21 protein-coding genes are annotated in these 17,473 nt (G+C 45.7%); 16 read left to right on the plus strand and 5 right to left on the minus strand.

Annotation, left to right across the window (positions count from 1 at the left end; translation table 11 throughout):
- Positions 1-8: 8 nt before the first annotated feature.
- Genes bioB through B5444_RS05170 form a run of 7 tightly spaced genes read left to right on the plus strand, consistent with a single transcriptional unit; the run spans position 9 to position 6,121 of the window.
- On the plus strand, positions 9-1,013 hold the full coding sequence (bioB, locus tag B5444_RS05140) for a biotin synthase BioB (protein WP_079654662.1): 1,005 nt from the start codon (positions 9-11) through the stop codon (positions 1,011-1,013).
- Positions 1,014-1,044: 31 nt separating this feature from the next.
- Complete coding sequence (gene rplT, locus B5444_RS05145) at positions 1,045-1,404, plus strand: 50S ribosomal protein L20 (protein WP_079654155.1); 360 nt, start codon at positions 1,045-1,047, stop codon at positions 1,402-1,404.
- Positions 1,404-2,417 carry a phenylalanine--tRNA ligase subunit alpha gene (gene pheS, locus B5444_RS05150; RefSeq protein WP_154021742.1) on the plus strand — a complete coding sequence of 338 codons (1,014 nt, stop codon included), beginning with the start codon at positions 1,404-1,406 and terminating at the stop codon, positions 2,415-2,417. The genes rplT and pheS overlap by 1 nt, the downstream gene beginning before the upstream one ends.
- A 10-nt stretch (positions 2,418-2,427) precedes the next feature.
- The gene (locus B5444_RS05155) at positions 2,428-3,630 is read left to right on the plus strand and encodes an MFS transporter (protein WP_079654157.1); all 1,203 of its coding nucleotides are present in this window, start codon (positions 2,428-2,430) and stop codon (positions 3,628-3,630) included.
- Entirely contained in the window at positions 3,627-4,871 is a 1,245-nt protein-coding gene (gene murD, locus B5444_RS05160; protein WP_079654158.1) for a UDP-N-acetylmuramoyl-L-alanine--D-glutamate ligase, read from the plus strand. Before B5444_RS05155 ends, murD begins: the two co-directional genes overlap by 4 nt.
- Before the next feature lie 28 nt (positions 4,872-4,899).
- Complete coding sequence (locus B5444_RS05165; RefSeq protein ID WP_079654159.1) at positions 4,900-5,727, plus strand: M23 family metallopeptidase; 828 nt, start codon at positions 4,900-4,902, stop codon at positions 5,725-5,727.
- Positions 5,728-5,731: 4 nt separating this feature from the next.
- Entirely contained in the window at positions 5,732-6,121 is a 390-nt protein-coding gene (locus tag B5444_RS05170; RefSeq protein ID WP_079654160.1) for a bactofilin family protein, read from the plus strand.
- Here B5444_RS05170 and B5444_RS05175 read toward each other — a convergent pair.
- Genes B5444_RS05175 through B5444_RS05195 form a run of 5 tightly spaced genes read right to left on the minus strand, consistent with a single transcriptional unit; the run spans position 6,084 to position 10,576 of the window.
- Positions 6,084-7,343 (minus strand): NADP-dependent isocitrate dehydrogenase, encoded by a 1,260-nt coding sequence (locus tag B5444_RS05175; RefSeq protein WP_079654161.1) that lies wholly within the window; start codon positions 7,341-7,343, stop codon positions 6,084-6,086. The genes B5444_RS05170 and B5444_RS05175 overlap by 38 nt on opposite strands.
- 13 nt (positions 7,344-7,356) lie before the next feature.
- Positions 7,357-8,010, minus strand: a complete 654-nt coding sequence (locus B5444_RS05180) for an endonuclease III domain-containing protein (RefSeq protein WP_079654162.1) — start codon at positions 8,008-8,010, stop codon at positions 7,357-7,359.
- Complete coding sequence (locus B5444_RS05185) at positions 7,979-8,731, minus strand: aminotransferase class IV (protein ID WP_079654163.1); 753 nt, start codon at positions 8,729-8,731, stop codon at positions 7,979-7,981. The genes B5444_RS05180 and B5444_RS05185 overlap by 32 nt, the downstream gene beginning before the upstream one ends.
- On the minus strand, positions 8,728-9,384 hold the full coding sequence (gene aroD / locus B5444_RS05190; protein WP_079654164.1) for a type I 3-dehydroquinate dehydratase: 657 nt from the start codon (positions 9,382-9,384) through the stop codon (positions 8,728-8,730). The genes B5444_RS05185 and aroD overlap by 4 nt, the downstream gene beginning before the upstream one ends.
- On the minus strand, positions 9,359-10,576 hold the full coding sequence (locus tag B5444_RS05195; RefSeq protein ID WP_079654165.1) for an argininosuccinate synthase: 1,218 nt from the start codon (positions 10,574-10,576) through the stop codon (positions 9,359-9,361). Before B5444_RS05195 ends, aroD begins: the two co-directional genes overlap by 26 nt.
- Before the next feature lie 35 nt (positions 10,577-10,611).
- Here B5444_RS05195 and secG point away from each other — a divergent pair, with 35 nt between their 5' ends.
- The 9 genes from secG to fliE are packed head-to-tail and all read left to right on the plus strand — an operon-like array spanning position 10,612 to position 17,471.
- Complete coding sequence (secG, locus tag B5444_RS05200; RefSeq protein WP_079654166.1) at positions 10,612-10,944, plus strand: preprotein translocase subunit SecG; 333 nt, start codon at positions 10,612-10,614, stop codon at positions 10,942-10,944.
- Positions 10,853-11,659, plus strand: coding sequence for a peptide chain release factor N(5)-glutamine methyltransferase (gene prmC, locus B5444_RS05205; RefSeq protein ID WP_079654167.1), 807 nt, complete (start codon positions 10,853-10,855; stop codon positions 11,657-11,659). The genes secG and prmC overlap by 92 nt, the downstream gene beginning before the upstream one ends.
- On the plus strand, positions 11,650-12,894 hold the full coding sequence (locus tag B5444_RS05210) for a hemolysin family protein (protein WP_079654168.1): 1,245 nt from the start codon (positions 11,650-11,652) through the stop codon (positions 12,892-12,894). The genes prmC and B5444_RS05210 overlap by 10 nt, the downstream gene beginning before the upstream one ends.
- Positions 12,857-13,540: a RadC family protein gene (gene radC / locus B5444_RS05215; RefSeq protein ID WP_079654169.1), complete on the plus strand. Its 684-nt coding sequence runs from the start codon at positions 12,857-12,859 to the stop codon at positions 13,538-13,540. The genes B5444_RS05210 and radC overlap by 38 nt, the downstream gene beginning before the upstream one ends.
- Positions 13,541-13,543: 3 nt before the next feature.
- On the plus strand, positions 13,544-14,674 hold the full coding sequence (gene tgt / locus B5444_RS05220) for a tRNA guanosine(34) transglycosylase Tgt (protein ID WP_079654170.1): 1,131 nt from the start codon (positions 13,544-13,546) through the stop codon (positions 14,672-14,674).
- Positions 14,622-16,415 (plus strand): tetratricopeptide repeat protein, encoded by a 1,794-nt coding sequence (locus B5444_RS05225; protein WP_079654171.1) that lies wholly within the window; start codon positions 14,622-14,624, stop codon positions 16,413-16,415. Before tgt ends, B5444_RS05225 begins: the two co-directional genes overlap by 53 nt.
- On the plus strand, positions 16,406-16,789 hold the full coding sequence (flgB, locus tag B5444_RS05230) for a flagellar basal body rod protein FlgB (protein ID WP_231967093.1): 384 nt from the start codon (positions 16,406-16,408) through the stop codon (positions 16,787-16,789). Before B5444_RS05225 ends, flgB begins: the two co-directional genes overlap by 10 nt.
- Positions 16,786-17,202 carry a flagellar basal body rod protein FlgC gene (flgC, locus tag B5444_RS05235; protein WP_231967095.1) on the plus strand — a complete coding sequence of 139 codons (417 nt, stop codon included), beginning with the start codon at positions 16,786-16,788 and terminating at the stop codon, positions 17,200-17,202. Before flgB ends, flgC begins: the two co-directional genes overlap by 4 nt.
- Positions 17,193-17,471 (plus strand): flagellar hook-basal body complex protein FliE, encoded by a 279-nt coding sequence (gene fliE, locus B5444_RS05240; RefSeq protein ID WP_079654174.1) that lies wholly within the window; start codon positions 17,193-17,195, stop codon positions 17,469-17,471. Before flgC ends, fliE begins: the two co-directional genes overlap by 10 nt.
- Positions 17,472-17,473 lie beyond the last annotated feature (2 nt).

Here is a 17,473-nt window from a genome sequence, read left to right on the forward strand (position 1 = left end):
TTACCACTATGGACAGATGGGAAAGCTTTCTCTTTGATCTTACAGATAGAGTCTTAGAAGGATACAAGATAAGCAAAGAGGAGGCCCTGAAACTCCTGGAAACACCAGACAACTACGTGGCCTTACTCGTTTACTGTGCTCAGAAGATAAAGGAACATTTTCACAAGCCCGATGAGATAGAGTTCTGCTCCATAATAAACGCCAAGAGTGGAGCGTGCACCGAGGATTGCAAGTTTTGCGCTCAATCTAAGCACTACAAAACTCCCATAAACATCTACAACCTAGTCCCTGAAGAAGAGATAGTGGAAGGAGCTTACAGAGGAGTAGAGTTTGGAGCCAACAGGTATTGCGTAGTTCTAAGCGGAAAGAAGGCCTCTCCTGAGGAAGTAAACAGGATAGCAAAGGGTGTAAGCAGGATAAAGCAAGAAGGTATTCCCATAAACGTGTGTGTATCTGCTGGCACCCTTTCGGAAGAAGACCTCATAAAGCTAAAAGAGGCGGGAGTCAAAAGGGTAAACCACAACTTGGAGAGCTCCAAAAGGTTCTTCCCGAACATAGTAAGCACCCATTCCTGGGAAGAGAGGTATGAGACCATAAAGAGGATAAAAAAGGTAGGTCTTTCCGCATGCTGTGGGGGTATCTTTGGCATGGGAGAGACCAACGAAGACAGGGTGGATCTGGCCCTTACCTACAGGGATCTTGAGGTAGACTCCATACCCTTAAACTTCCTCATGCCCATAGAGGGTACACCCCTCTACGGTCAGGCCCCAGGTATATCACCCCTTGAGGCCCTCAAGGTCATAGCTATGTTCAGGTTTACCAACCCAAGAGCGGAGCTTAGGTTGTGTGGAGGCAGGGAGCAGAACCTTAGAGACTTCCACGGCATGGCCGTGCTAATGACCAACGCCATGATGGTGGGTGGATACCTAACGCGCGCCGGTAGAGACATAAAGAAGGACTACCAGCTTCTACAAGACCTGAAGGCTAAAAGAAAGCTAAGTCAGGAGGTATGATATAATCTTTTCCTCTTGAGGAGGAAAGGTTATGAGAGTAAAAGGTCCATCTTCTAGAAAGTTCAAGAAGAAGATACTCAAGCTTGCAAAGGGTTTTAGAGGTCAGAGGAAGAACGTCTACAGAAGGGCAAAGGAGTACGTATTTAGAGCGCTCCAGTACCAGTACAGGGACAGAAGACAGAGAAAGAGAGAATTCAGAAGGTTATGGATAGCAAGGATAAACGCAGCGGTAAGAGCCTACGGGCTCTCTTACAGCAAGTTCATGCATGGAGTAAAGCTTGCAGGCATACCCCTAAACAGGAAGATGCTTGCCCAGATGGCCGTTCTTGATCCGGAGGGCTTCTCCCAGGTGGTTGAAAGGGTCAAAGAAGCTCTCCAGGTAAAGGCCTGATGGAAGACAAACTGCTAGAGTCTGAGTTCCTACGAGAGCTAGGGCAGGTATCTGATCTAAGATCTCTTCAGGAGCTAAAAGCTCATTATTTAGGAAAAAAAGGCATAATAACTCAAAAGCTAAAGGCCATAAAGGATGTCCCACCTGAGGAAAGGAAGGAGTACGGCCAAAGAGTAAACAAGCTAAAGGAGTTTATAGAGGCTAAGATAAGGGAAAAAGAGGAGGAGATAAGAGCCCATCTTCTTGATCAGGAACTCAGGTCCGGGTGGGTGGATCTTTCCGTTCCTCTTGAGCCTACTTTAGGAGCCCTCCACCCTGTGGAACAGACCCTAAGAAGGATACTGGATATATTCATAAGCATGGGCTTTCAGGTAATGGAAGGTCCAGAGATAGAGAGAGAAGATTACAACTTTGACCTTCTTAACATACCAAAAGAACATCCAGCCAGGGACATGCAAGACACTTTCTATGTGGATAAAGAGGGCTACCTACTGAGGACCCACACCTCACCAGTGCAGATAAGGACTATGCTATCTCAAAAACCACCCATAGCCATGGTAGCTCCCGGTAAGGTCTACAGAAGGGACGACGACCCTACCCATTCTCCTATGTTCCACCAGGTAGAGGGTTTAGTCGTGGACAAGAGCGTAAACTTCAAACACATGAAGTACACCATAGAGACCTTTCTTAAAGCCTTCTTTGAGAAAGATGTTCCAGTAAGGTTTAGGGTATCCTACTTTCCTTTCACGGAGCCGTCGGCGGAGGTGGACATAGGGTGCGTCATATGCGGTGGTAAGGGATGTAGGGTCTGTAAGGAGAGCGGGTGGCTCGAAGTGATGGGGTGCGGTATGGTACACCCTCAGGTGCTTAGAAACTGTAAGATAGACCCTGATGTCTACCAAGGCTTTGCCTTCGGCATGGGTGTAGAGAGGTTATCCATGCTCTACTTTGGCATAGACAACATAAAACTCTTCTATGAGAACGACCTTAGGTTTTTAAAACAGTTTATGTAGAGGTGACATCATGCTAAAAGAATTCACACCAGAAGAAAGGAAGGTAGTCCTTGGGATTACCTTTGCCGTTTCTGTACGCATGCTTGGCCTTTTTCTTCTTCTTCCCGTTCTCTCTCCTTATCTTAGGACTCTAGAGAACTCTACCCCGATGCTCATAGGCCTCGCCGTTGGCATATACGGCTTTGCCCAGGCCTTCTTGCAGATACCCTTTGGGTACCTCTCTGACAAGTATGGAAGGAAGCCCATAATCATCTTCGGTATGCTCACGTACCTGGTGGGCAGTCTCATGGGTGGATGGGTAAAGGACATATACCTTATGGTGGTAGCAAGGTTTATACAAGGCTTTGGAGCAGTCTCTTCTGCCATGATAGCCTTGAGCGCAGATCTCACAAGGGAAGAGGTAAGGACAAGAGCCTTTGCCCATATAGGAGCTTCTATAGGCTTGGTGTTTGCCTTTAGCATAGTCTTTGCTCCAGTACTGGCAGGCAAGTTTGGAGTACCCTTTCTTTTCTACCTTACAGCCTTCCTGACCTTTTTGTCTATACTCTACCTTTGGCTTTTCATACCAGAGCCAAAGGTCCACGCCAAAGACAGGGAGATAAATCCTTCCCTAAAGAACTTTCTCCTTATCCTAAAGGATAAGAACCAGCTTATGCTCAACTTCTCTATTGGTGTGCTCCACGCTTACCTTGTGTCCATATTCACCTTCTTACCCTACGAACTTGTCTACACTTATCAAATTCCTAAGATAGAGCACTGGAAGTTTTACCTACCGGCTGTAGTCCTCTCCCTAGCCATAATGGTACCCTCCACCATAGTAGCTGAAAAGAAGGGCAAGTTCAAGGAGGTTTTCTTGCTAGGTGTGCTCTTTTCCTTCCTAGGCTTTCTATTTCACGTGCTCTTTAAAAATCTCCTTGGGGCGTTAGCTATGCTCTTCATGTTCTTCATAGGGTTTCACCTCCTTGAACCTATCGTTCCTTCTCTGCTTACCAAGTTTACACATAGGGACATAAGGGGGCTATCCCTTGGCTTTTTCAACACCACCCAGTTCTTGGGTTCATTCCTTGGTGGTTTGGTGGGTGGACTTTCTATAAAGTTTGGCCCTTCTTATCTCTTTGGCTTTGGTATAGTATCCTCTTTGCTCTGGCTAGCGATTACCTACCTATGGTTTGAAAGGGAAGAGGTTCAAGCTAAGCTAGTACCAAAGGGATGAAGTTTTTAGTCTGGGGGCTTGGAGTCAGCGGCAGGGCCGCCGTAGAGCTCTTAAGGTCAAAGGGCTTTGAAGTCTTTGCAGGTGACGATAAGGATGGTACAGACTTTAGGGAGATACTCCCTTACGTGGATACGGTGGTTCTGTCTCCTGGTGTACCACCCTCTCACCCCCTTTGGAAAGAAGCCTTAAGGTTAGGTAAGGAGGTCATAGGGGAGCTCGAGCTCGCATGGAGGTTCTTCAAAGGTAAAGCCATCGCCATAACAGGTACAGACGGAAAGTCCACCACCACGAGGCTCACCTACCTTATGCTAAAGGAGGCTTATGCCAACGTGGAGGAGGGTGGAAACATAGGAACGCCCTTCTCCAAAATAGCCCTTGAAAACCCAAACTGCCTAGCTGTTCTCGAAGTTTCCTCCTTTCAGGGTAAGACTCTTAAAACCTTCAGACCGGTAGGCGGTGCCTTTCTCAACTTCTCGGAGGACCACCTTGACTGGCATCCTGACCTTGAGGACTACCTTAGGAGCAAGTACAACATATTCGCAAACCAACAAGAAGAAGACTTTCTCCTCCTAAACGGCGAGCAACCTGCAGTAAGGGATACACCCACAAAGGCAAGAAAAATCTTCTTTGGGAATGGTTTTTCTGCACGGATAGAAAGGGGCAGAGGAGTTTTTGAAGGCGTAGAGCTCTTCCAAGTGGAAAAACTAAAGATACCAGGAAAGCATAACGCGTACAATGCCTTAGTAGCTTCTTGCATAGCTTACATTATGGGAGTAGACCTCGGGGTGATAAAAGATATACTGTATAGCTTCAAAGGTCTTCCCTACAGGCTTGAATACCTTGGGGAGATAAAGGGCGCTAAAGTTTACAACGACTCTAAGTCTACTACACCCAATTCACTGAGGGCTGCCCTTGAAAGCTTTGATAATGTAATTCTAATAGCTGGCGGAAAGGACAAAGGTGCCGATTTTTCCTCCCTTAAGGACCTAGTAAAGAAGAAGGTAAAGAAGGCCATCCTCATAGGCCAAGCTAAGGAGAAGATAGCCTCTGCTTGGGATAGTGCCACTCAAGTGGAGCTCTCTAGGAACTTAGAAGAAGCCTTTGAGAAGGCCCTTTCGGCAGCCCAAAGGGGAGACGTGATCCTCTTTTCACCAGGATGTGCATCCTTTGATATGTTTACAGACTACAAGGAAAGGGGAGAGGTCTTCAAAAAGATCTTTCAAAAGTATACCGTGGTATAATTGCCCTAACAACCTCTGGGGGTGAGCCATGAGTAACCGCATAACCCTCGTAGTAGTCTTTCACGAAGGAAGGGAACCAAAGAGGATAAGCGTAAAGAAATCACACATAAAGATACTCCTTTTAGCTTTGGCATTTTTAGGAACACTCTCCGTAGCTTTATACGCGTATGGGATTTTTAAATCTGTAGAGAACGAGCTACTAAAAGATAAAGTTACCAGTCTCGAGAGAAAACTCAAGCAAAGAGAATACGAGCTTTCTACACTTACTCAGAACAAAGATCAGCTCATTGACAAGGTCAGAATCTTAGAAAGTAAGATACAGAACCTGGAAGCTTACCTGCAACAAAGGGGCATTCTAAAGAAGCCTTCAGTGGGTGGTCCCTCAAGACCTGTTAGCCTTTCAAACCTCCAAGCCCTTGACTACCTCGTAGAAAGAGCGGGCTTAATAGAGAGGCACATAAAGGGAACCCCATTAGGCTATCCCACTCATGGTAATATAACTTCGCTCATGGGTGTCAGAAGAAATCCCTTCGGAAAAGGCTACGAGTTCCACTCAGGCATAGACATAGAGGCTCCCTACGGTGCTCCAGTTGTAGCTACAGCAGAGGGTATAGTCAGACATGCAGGATGGTTAGGTCAATACGGCAAAGCCGTCATCATAGACCATCCTACTGGCTACTCTACCCTCTACGGACATCTTTCGGAAGTTTTAGTAAAAGTCGGTCAGAGGGTTAAAGGAGGAGAAGAGATAGGCAGAGTTGGTTCCACGGGAAGAAGTACTGGTCCTCACCTACACTACGAAGTAACAAGGAATGGGAAGTACTTAGATCCTCTCGACTTTGTCTCGATGAGGTAATGCCATGTTCGGTAAGAAAGCTCAGGAGATTAGTAAAGAAGAGATCTTAAACCTCATAGCTCCAGGAACTGTGATAGAGGGTAACCTAAACGTAGAGTCGGAAGGTATAAACAGGATAGACGGCCGGCTTGTGGGTAACGTAAAGGGGAAGGGTAGCCTCATAATAGGGGAGAAGGGTAGTGTTAAGGGTGATGTGCAGGTGGCTCATGTGATAGTGTATGGAACCGTGGAAGGTAACATAGTGGCCAAGACTTTGGAGATAAAGGCTACAGGAAAGGTTACAGGAAATCTCCAGGTAGAAGAACTGACGATTGAAAGAGGAGCGCTCTTTAACGGCGAGTGTAGGATGAATAGGGCTACATCCTCAGAACTATCTCCTGAGCAAAGTCCATAGTAGACAGGCTCTTGGCTTCTATACCCATCTTCTTGAATCCGTTGGCTATGTCTGGCGTTCCTACCCTGTCCTCTATGGCCCTCTTTATTGCGCTGTAGATGAGCTGTGCCGCTTCTTTCCATCCTAAGTACTCAAGCATCATAGCTCCGGAGAGAGTCAGGGACAGTGGGTTGGCTATTCCTTTACCTGCTATGTCGTAGGCTGTGCCATGTGTGCTCTCAAAGAGGGCGTATCCATCCCCTATGTTTCCACTAGGGACAAAGCCAGGGCCACCTACCAAAGCAGCAGCAAGGTCAGATATGTAGTCTCCGTTTAGATTCTGGGTGATTATCACATCATAAGCTTCAGGCTTTAGAACAAGCTGCATGAGCATCTGATCTGTTATCACCTTCGTCAAGAGTACCTGTCCTTCCTTTGGCTCACCCTCCGTTATAACCCTGTCCTTAAACTCTTCCTCCTTGGCTACCTCAAAGGCCCAGTTCATAAAGGCTCCTTCCGTAGCCTTCATTATGTTCCCCTTTCCTACTACGGCAACTACCTTTTTGCCGTTTTCCAAAGCCCAACGTAAAGCCTTCCTTACATGCCTTTTGGTTTTGAACTCACTCATAGGTTTTACTGTGATGCCACAATCTTCTGGAAGCGCAAATTCATCTACTCCCATCTCCTTCACAAAAAACTCCCTTACTTTCTTTGTATCTTCAGCCTTAGGCATGTACTCTATGCCCATGTAAACGTCGTCTGAGTTTTCCCTAAAGACAGCTACGTTTACCCTCTCGGGGTTTGGTATGGGTGCAGGTTGTCCGAGCCAGTATACAGGCCTTATGGCCGAATAGAAATCCATAGACTGCCTTAGTATGGCGTTAAGGGATTTGCCCCCCTTGCCTACGGGCGTTCCAAGTGGCCCTTTTATTCCAACTATAGCTTCTTTCAGGAACTCTAATGTCTCCTCAGGCATCCTCTTACCCGTCTTAGCCTCTGCTTTGTCTCCTGCAAGAAGTTCCACCCAGTAGATGAGCTTAGAGCCTTTGTAAACTTTTTCTATGGCCTTGTTGACCACTAGTATCATGGCTGGTGTTATCTCTGGACCTATGCCATCTCCCTCTATGTAGGGTATGATGACTCTGTCGGGTACCTCTATGCTCCTATCCTCCTTCAGCTTTATAAAACTACCTTCCTGTGGGACTTGTACTCCACCTTCCCAAGCGTACACCCTTTCCAACATGCTATGAATTTTATCATAAGCTTTTACTCTTATAGTACTCGCATAGATCTCTTACTGGACACTCTTCACACTTAGGCTTCGTAGGTTTACATATGGTCTGACCGAAAGCTACAAGCAGTTTGTTAAAATCTCTCCAGTACTCCACTGGCAGGACCTTCATAAGCTCTATCTCTGTTTGGTAAGGATCCTTAGTCTTGACTATGCCCAACCTGTTGGATATCCTATGCACGTGCGTGTCTACGCATATGGCTGGCCTTTGATAACCCTCTGCTAACACTAGGTTTGCCACCTTTCTTCCCACTCCCTTGAGCTTAAGGAGTTCCTCAAGGCTGTCTGGGACTTTCCCTGAGTAATTATCTATAAGCTGCCTTGCAAGCTCCTTAAGCTGCCTTGCCTTGTTCCTATAAAAGCCCACGGGATATATAAGCCTTTCAAGCTCTTCAAGGGGCATATTCAAAATATCCTGCGGCGACTTGACCTTCTGGGTAAACTTTTCACACACCTGGGCAGTAGTTTCGTCCCTAGTCCTAGTTGAGAGAAGAGCACACACCAAGGTGCAGAAGGGGCTTTTCGTCTTATACGCCAGAAGGCTCACTATAGGAGCCTTCCACTTGGGAAATTCTTCTTTGAGTATCTCAACCAGCTTGTGTATCTCCTCTTTCCTCATCCCTTATAACCTTTAGCATCTCTTGGATAACATCCTCGACCTCTGAAAAACTAAGGTTTTCTATATTTAATACGTGAAGGCTGTCCACTAGAGCGTTTACCACAAAGACGGCGCAGTATTTCTCAAGGTCCTTCACTTTTATCCTCTCTTCTTTTATTGGAAGTTTCTCTTTGAGAAGTTTCAGGGTAGTGCCCTCAAGTAGCCCACAGTGAGTAGAAGGTGTATACAGAGTGTCTCCCTTTAGAAGTATAAGGTTTGACGAGGAGCATTCACACACTTCGTCCTTTTCGTTAAGGATTATACTGTCGTAATATCCTCTTTCAAGGGCGTACCTTTTGGCAAGGATGTTAAACAGATAACTGGTGGTTTTGTGCTTGCATACGGGGTCTTGGGAGTGTCTCCTGTATGGATACACACAGAGGTTTACTTCTTTGGGCTTTCTTGGAAGGTCTTTGACTAGGAGCATGTTCCTGTAAGCAACAGGTCTTTCCCAAAAGTTGTCTGGACCTTCAGAAAGGAGTACGTACTTCACGTATACGTTTGTCTTTCCATGAGTATGTTCTACTATATGTTGCAGAAACTCTTCGTAGCTAGGGTAGGGCATCCCAAGGAACTCTGCCGAACTCCTGAGCCTTTGGTAATGCCTCTTTAAGCGCTTGTTTGGACCTAAAAACTTTATGGTTTCAAAGAGACCTTCTCCATACTGAAGGGTTCGGTTCATAGGAGTATCTTTTTGAGTTCTACCATCTGATCTAAGGAAAGCTGCCCCTCGGCCGTCTTTTCACCGAGAAAGGCATAGGTTATCACTGATCCAAAGACAAAGCCTCCTATCCGTGAAAGGATGCCATACTTTCCCATGGCTATGAGTATCTTTTTGCCTTCCTCCTGTCTTCCGAGACATAAAAGCCTTGCTGTGTCTTCGTAAGACCTTGCCATTACTGCTACCTTGATCACATCAGCTCCGAACCTTCTTGCTTCTCTGAAGACCTCCCTGAGTATGTAGTCAGCCGGTGTAAGATCAAAGTTGTGGTAGGAGATTATAAGAGTCCTACCTGCAGACTTTACTATCTTCCTGACTTCTGGGAGTATATCTAAGGAGGAAAGTTCTATGTCCGTGTAGTCGCTGTAGGGAGATACTTCCCGGAATATCTCAAGCCTGTTTGGTACCTCTCTTCCACCTTCCTTGGGGCTCCTTACTGTTAGAATGGTACCAAGGCCAAGCTCCCTGGCTGTGTTTACTATGTGGAGCACATGCTTTGGATCTTTGTTTTCAAACAGGTCTACTCTTAACTCTACCAGGTCGGCACCCTTGCTTTTGCACTCTTGGAGCTTCTTCTGGAAGTCTACGTCACTTATGGGAACCGCCACCAGCATTCTTAACCCTCCCGTAGACTTTTAGGGGAAGGCCAAAGACCTTGGTAAAGTTTGCACCAGCCCTATGGTCAAAAGCATCCTTCTCCGAATAGGTAGCAAGGTCTTCAACGTAAAGGGAGTTGGGTGACTTTCTTCCTACTACCTGTACATGCCCTTTGTAGAGCTTTAGCCTCACCTTACCGTTTACTAACTTAGCCACTTCTGAGGTAAAGGCATCTAAAGCTTCCCTTAGCTTGCTAAACCAGAGACCTTCGTAGACTACCTTTGCATACTCGTGTGGTATGTGGGTTATAAAGTAGTGGAAGGTAAACCTATCTGTGGTGAGCGAGAGGAGATCTCTGTATGCTGTGTATAAGACCATGGCTCCTGGAGCTTCGTACACCTCTCTGCTTTTTATACCCACAAGCCTGTTTTCTACCATGTCGATCCTTCCCACTCCATGTCTGCCGGCTATCCCGTTTAGGTCCAGGATAAGCTCGCTAAGCCTTTCATATCTTCTGCCATCTATGGCTACTGGAATACCGCTTTCAAACTCTATCTCCACGTACTGAGGTTCGTCGGGTGCCTTCTTTGGATCTACGGTCCACTCAAAGGCATCTTCTGGTGGCTCTGTCCAAGGGTCTTCCAGCGGTCCACATTCTATGGATATACCCCACAGGTTCTTATCTATGGAATAGGGCCTATCCTTGGTAGCCTTCACAGGTATGCGGTGCTTTAAAGCATACTCAACCTCTTCCTCTCTTGACTTAAACTCCCATTCTCTTACCGGTGCTAGAACTTCTATGTCTGGATCAAGGGCCCACACGGAGAGTTCAAACCTTACCTGGTCGTTTCCTTTACCCGTGGAGCCATGGGCTACGTAGCTGGCCTTTAGTTTTTTTGCATACTCTACCAGCTTTTTGGCTATCAGAGGTCTTGAAAGGGATGCCGTGAGAGGATACTGTCCTTCATAAAGGGCGAGGGCTCTAAGAGTAGGAAGGCAGTACTCTCTTGCAAACTCCTCTTTGAGATCTTCAACTATGGCATCAACGGCACCTGAGGCTTTTGCCTTCTGAGGGATCTCTGTAAGCTCCTCTCCCTGACCAACGTCTGCTGTATAGGTGATTACCTCGTAGCCCCTGTCTGTAAGCCACCTTACTATGACAGAGGTATCAAGACCGCCCGAGTAGGCCAATATTACCCTTTTCAACATAAGGCAAGATTATAAATCAAGATATAATCATACCCATGTACTACTTTTTGCTTGTGCTCTTTATAATATCGTGCCTATTTTTAATACTGGTGGTGTTGGTACAAAGGGGTGGGTCGGACGTAGGGACTGCCTTCGGAGGTATGGGACAAGGAGCCTTCGGACCTGGAGGTGTAGACACTATACTGACCAAGATGACCCTGTGGCTTGGCCTTTTTATAGTGGCCCTGGCCATACTATTGAACCTCCTTTATCCCTCCAAGAAGTCTGTGTTTGAGAATGAAGGTAAAGGACCTGTTAAGTCTGAACAAGGGCTCCCAAAGGGACAGACAGCTCCTGCTGGCACACCTTCTGAGCAAAAGACCCGCTGATGTCTACCTTCTTATGGAAGAAGAGGTCCCGCAGGAAATAGTCCAAAAGTACATGAGTATGCTCGAAGCCCTAGAAGAGTTGCCCTTACAGTACCTTATAGGCGAGTGGGACTTTATGGGAAGAACCTTCAAAGTGGAAGAGGGAATCCTAATACCAAGGCCTGAAACAGAACTCCTCGTGGAGAAGGTCCTTTCCCTTCTTGAAAAGGACAAGGATCTCCTGGGCTTTGAAATAGGTGTGGGGACAGGATGCATAAGCATATCTTTACTGTTGGAAAGGCCAAGGCTTAGGATGTACGCAAGCGATGTGCAACAGAAGGCTATAGAGCTTGCTAGGAAGAACGCTCAAAGGTACGGAGTCCAAGACAGACTCTTTTTGGTGCTCGGAGATATGTTTGAGCCGGTAAAGGATATGGTATTTGACTTTGTAGTTTCCAACCCTCCATACATACCAAAACGCATGTGGGAAAAGCTGGATCCTAAAGTAAGAAAAGAGGGCTATCTTTCTCTGATAGGTGGAGAGAAGGGCACGGAGTTCTACGAGAGGTTTTCCAAAGAGGTAGGTAAGCATCTGAAGGAAGGAGGATTCTTTGCCCTTGAGATAGGACATGATCAGGGTAAGGTAGTTAGGAAGCTCTTTGAGAAGGAAGGCTTTAGAGTAGAGGTCTACAAGGACCTTTCAGGTCAGGATAGGTTGGTGGTAGGATGGAAGTAGTTGGTTTTCTCCTTGGCGTACTATTCTTCATACTCTTGGAGGCTTTCTTTGCTGGGTCTGAGATAGCCTTGGTGAGCGTAGACAGAGGCAGAGTTCAGGCCATGTACAAAAAACTTGGTTATAACTTCCTTAGAGATTTTCACGAAAACCCAGAGGACTACATAACCCTGACCATGCTAGGTTACACAGTCAGTATAGTTTTCGCCTCAACCTTCTACACGCTTGTCGTTCTATCCCTGTCGGATCTTATACCCTTTATAAAAGGTCTAGAGGTGGTCTTCTCCTTAAGCCTTGTGGTCTTTACCCTTACCTTTGGGGAGATAATACCCAAAAGCCTCTTCCAGAGGTATGCAGATAGGCTTCTCGTTCCAAGTCTATTCATCCTGTACAGGCTAAAAAAGATTCTAGCTCCTGTGCTCACCTTGTCGAGGTTAGTAAGCAGGAGGGTTTCCGATCTTCTTGGTAAGTTCTTCAAGGAAAGTATAAACAGAAGGCAAATCTTGGAGATGCTTAAAAACCTGGAAGATAGGGAAAGATTTAACCTGGCCATCAAGCTCCTTGAAACTAAGGACGCCATGGTTTCAGAGATAGCCAGACCCATATTCTCTACAGTCCTACTGGAAGAAGAAACCACTGTAGAGCAGGCCATAAGGAAGATGAAAGAGAGCGGATGTAAAAGGCTCCCTGTATACAAAGGAAGGGTTGACGAGCTTATAGGCTATGTGGAAATATACGACCTTCTGGGAAGGGATCCACACGAAATAATAAAAAGGTACATAAGACCCATAGAATACTTCGTGGAGTTCTTAAGTATAAGAGATGTGCTCTTTAAGTTCTACAGCTCTCACGTAAAGATGGGAGCTGTGGTAGATGAGAGGGGAAACCTCATAGGGATAGTCACATTGGACCACATAGTCAGAAAGCTCTTTGAAGGCTTTGCAGAGTACGAAGAGGAAGTAGAGATCCAGGAGGTAGAAAAGGACAAATGGGTAATGAACGCCTCTGTAGACCTAGACACGTTTATGAGGGTGGTGGGCGTCAGGCTAAAAGACGGCCCGTACGACACTCTAGGTGGGTACATCCTGTACCACCTCAAGAGGATTCCAAAAAAGTGGGAGGAGGTACGCATAGGTGAGCTAAGCTTTAAAATACTCCAGGTAGACAGCAGGAGGATAGTAAAAGTAATGGTAAGCAGACATGTACAGAAGACTGAAGAAACTCAGGGAGCTTCCTGAGGAGCAAAGACCGAGGGAGAGGCTTATAAACCACGGATCGCAGGCCCTTGAAGAAGCAGAGCTCTTAGCTATCATCTTGGTGTCTGGCACCAAGGATCTGGATGTTCTTTCCCTCGCCGAGAGGATTTTAGAGCTAGGCTGGGAAAACATAGCCTCCATGAGTGTACAAGAGCTCTCTCAGAGGATAAAGGGTCTTGGTCTAGCAAAGGCCTGCCAAGTGAAAGCCATAGCCGAGCTCCTAAAGAGGTCAAAAGATCCCTACAACGGTGTAAAGATACGGAGTCCGGAGGACGTCTACAGATTTGTAAAAGACAAGGTGGACGACAGAAGAGAACACTTGATAGCCATACACCTTACTCCAACTCATAGGGTGATAGGTTATGACCTTGTAGCCATAGGAAGGATGAACACCCTACACGCCGAGCCTAAAGACATACTCTACGGAGCTATAAAGAGGGGCGCTTACGCTATAATCTTGGTACACAACCACCCAAAGGGCGAGGCAAGACCCTCAAGGGAGGATATAGAGTTTACAAAAAGGGTAAAGAAAGCTTGCGACATCATGGGCTTTGTCCTTCTGGATCATATAATAGTCACAGAGGAAGGCTACTGCTCCATAAGAGGCTTCCTCGGAGAGGATCTGTGAAACATGTTCTCCTTTAGGGTCTTAAAATCGGATGGTAGTGCTAGACTTGGTGAGCTCGTTACACCTCACGGTGTTATAAAGACACCCGTCTTTATGCCAGTAGGCACTCAGGGAACAGTTAAAGCCATGATACCCTCGCTTCTTGAAGAGGTAGGAGCTCAGATCATATTGGGAAACACCTACCATCTGTACCTTAGACCTGGAGTTGAAGTCGTAGAAGGTGCGGGAGGCCTTCACAGGTTCATAGGATGGCACAAACCCATACTCACAGACAGCGGCGGCTTTCAGGTTTTTTCTTTGTCAAGAGAAAGGAATGACAAAAGATCCAGCGTGAAAGTTCTAGAGGAAGGGGTTGAGTTCAAGGATCACCTCTCTGGTGACAGACACTTCTTCACTCCAGAGAAGGTAGTGCAGATAGAAGAGGCGTTAGGAGCAGACATAATCATGCCCCTGGATGTGTGTATAGAGTATCCTACCACCTACGCAAGAGCCAAAGAGGCTGTAGAACTCACCATAAGATGGCTAGACAGGAGTATAAGGGTAAAAAGAAGGGAAGACCAGGTACTCTTTGCCATAGTACAGGGTTCCGTGTACGAGGATCTAAGACTTGAGTCCGCATACATGTCCATGGAGAGAGACCTATTCGGTTATGCCATAGGTGGTCTGTCTGTGGGCGAACCCAAAGAGGAGATGTACAGGATAACGAGGGTAGTGTGTAGTGTACTCCCATGGGATAAGCCAAGATATCTTATGGGCGTAGGGTTACCAGAAGACATAGTGGAAGCTGTAGCAAGCGGCGTAGACATGTTCGACTGCGTGGCCCCCACCAGGATGGCAAGGACGGGTACCCTCTTCACAAGCCAGGGAAGGATAAACATAAAGAGCAAGATATATGAAAAGGACTATGATCCACCAGATCCCAATTGCGATTGCTACACATGCAGTAACTTTTCTAGGGCCTACCTTAGACACCTTTACAAAGCAGAAGAGATAAGCGCCTATATCCTAAACACCATTCACAACCTAAGGTTCTACCACAGGCTCATGGAAGACATAAGAAGATCCATAGAGGAGAGTAGGTTTGAAGAGTTTAGAAAGAATTTCCTTAGAAGCTGGCTACGTACATCTTATTAAAATAGTCCTACTTTTGCTTACCCTTGGCCTTTCCTTCTCGGATAGTCTAAACAAAAGGGATGAAAAGCTTGCACAAAGGTACTTCCAATCGGGCTATCAAAATCTTCAAATAGGGAACTTTAAGAACGCACTCATAGATTTTTCCATGGCCTACTCCTTTGATAAAAAGGGTCCTTACGGAGAGCTTGCCTACCTTTATTTGGGTAAAACGTACACTCTTCTTTCTTATCGTACAGGCAACAAGGAAGGTGTCTTTTCTTCCATAGCCTATCTTAACATGTACACTTACCACTACAAAAATCCAAACTACCTTCTACTTAAGGATGACTTTGTAGGAGAATCCTATCTGCTGCTCGGCTTCTATGAAAGAGCCTTTGAAGTTTTTATGAAGCTCTATAAAGACAGTTCAAACCCAGTTTACCTGCTTAAAGCCCTCTATGCAGAAGCCTCACAAGGTAAAAGTTACAACTATGAGCTTTTAAATCATGTTAAACCCGAAAACTTAAAGGAAGAAGGATACCTGTACTACCTTGTAAAAGGCTTTTACGAGTTTAACCTTGGCAACTATACCTCTACTTTGGAAAACCTAAGCCTTGCAAGATCTATGAAAGCACAGTTAGGACAGGATCCAGACTTCCTCTACAGGCAGGCTGCAGCCTACGCTCTTACAGAAAGATGGAAGGAAGCTTTACAGTCCTTTGAAGTGTTAAGCAGGGTAGACATCTACAAAACTTACTCTCTGTTTTCCGATTACTACCTTACCCTCATACACTTAAAGACCAAAAATTACATAGAGGCGAAAGAAAGACTATACAAGCTGATTGAAGATTATTCCCTCTTTAACCCGGTGGTTTCCCTTTTGTACTACCAGCTTTGGGCTTATGACGGTTTTGTAGAAAAGTACTTACCTAACTACAAAGATTCTTTGACGAAGGTTATATGGATAAACAGTAGTAGCGATCTTTCTATTCCTGCACTCCTCGGTATCTATTACTACTCTATTAAAGAAAGAAAAATTCTAAGCTCGGACATTTTCAAAATGTTTCCAGCGCAAAGGGTTGATGAGGTTACCCTATCCCATATAAAAGCAGATCTAAAGGAACTATATATCAAGCTTTTTAATGAATATTCTAAGCTAGACCCCTACTCACCTAAGGATGGAGCTTTTCTGCTTGAACTTTTGAAGGCAAGCAACGGTAAGTGTGTAAACCTGCTAGGTGCTGAAAAGTTCGCAAGGGCAGGCGTCTACTTTGGAGCTCAAGAAGCTTACTATCTTATAAACTTACTACAGGAGCCACTAAAGAGCTTCTTTTATGGACAGGTACAACTTCTTCAGGGTAAAGAGGAAGGGCTGAAGTTGATAGAAGAAGTTTTAAAGGACTTAAAGGATGACGACAGAAGGGAAGCCCTGTTTATACTCGGACTCTACAGAAGAAGAGAGGACTACTTGCTGGAAGCTCTGAAGGGTTCTCTTACAGAGAGACTGGAAGGGTACGCACCCTTGGCTCTTCTTACGCTTGGTGAAATCTACGAAGATAAAAAAGATTACAATAGGGCAAAAGTTTACTACAAAGAATATCTACAGAAGGCTCAGGAGGATACCCTTTACTGGATAGTGGCTTACAAACTCGCCTACATATCCTCCATCACTAACGATAAAGAGAACTTGAACTGGGTTGTAAACGAAGCCAAAAAGACGGATAATATTATAGGTAGGATCATAAGGGAACTGTGGGGGTAAGGATGGATATCTTCGATGGAATAGAAAAGCTTAAGCCTTACCTAGATTATACATGGACGAGGCATAAGGTGATCCTCAGCAACATAGCAAACGCAGACACGCCCAACTACAGGGCAAAGGATGTCGTGTTTAATGTAGACAAAGATACACTTCCTCTGAAGGTTACAAGACCTCTTCACATGGAGGGTCAGAGCGGTAAGAGCTTTAGAGTCTTCGAAATCCAAAGGACCCTCGTAGGCAACGACTTTAACAATGTAAGCATAGAAGAGGAAATGGCCAAGCTTACTCAAAACCGAATAGCCTACGAAGTCTACATGCGTATGGCCAGCTCTTCAGCCCAAGAACTCCTCAGTATAATAAGGGAGGGCAGATGATGGTAGATCTCTTTAGAGCCTTTGAAGTTTCGGCTTCAGGTATGTACGCCCAAAGGATAAGGATGAACGTGATAGCCTCCAACATAGCAAACTTTGAATCTTATCTTCCTGGAAACCGTCCCTTCAGAAAGCTTGAAGTGGTATTTGAGGCACAAGAGGATCCTTACCTGCTTCAGAAGGGCTACGTGCCTGTAAAGGTTGTCCAGATAAGAGAGTCAAACCAACCTTTAAGACTCATTTATGACCCGCAGAACCCTAGGGCGGATCAGAAGGGATACGTAGCCATGCCAGACGTGGAAGTGGTAAAGGAGATGGTAGACATGATCTCAGCCATGAGAAGCTATGAAGCAAACCTAAATGCATTCTCTACAACTAAAGACATAGCACAGAGGACTATAGAGTTATGGAAATAAAACCCTTAAACGGCTTTTCACCTGTGTATGATAAGCAAAAGACCAATGATGGGGGACCATTAGAAAGCTTTAAGGACTTTCTACTCTGGGTAGACGCTCAACAGAAAAAAGCCGAGAGTATAAAGGAGGCTGTACTGAAGGGAGAGGATGTGCCCCTACATACTATGGTCCTGGAGTTTGAAAAGGCAAACGTAGCCCTACAGTTACTCATTCAGGTCAGGAATAAGCTGCTGGATGCCTTTCAAGAGCTAAGCAGAATGCAAATATAAAC

Origin of the sequence: Thermocrinis minervae (genome assembly GCF_900142435.1) — a bacterium.
GTDB classification, from domain to species: Bacteria; Aquificota; Aquificia; order Aquificales; family Aquificaceae; genus Thermocrinis_A; species Thermocrinis_A minervae.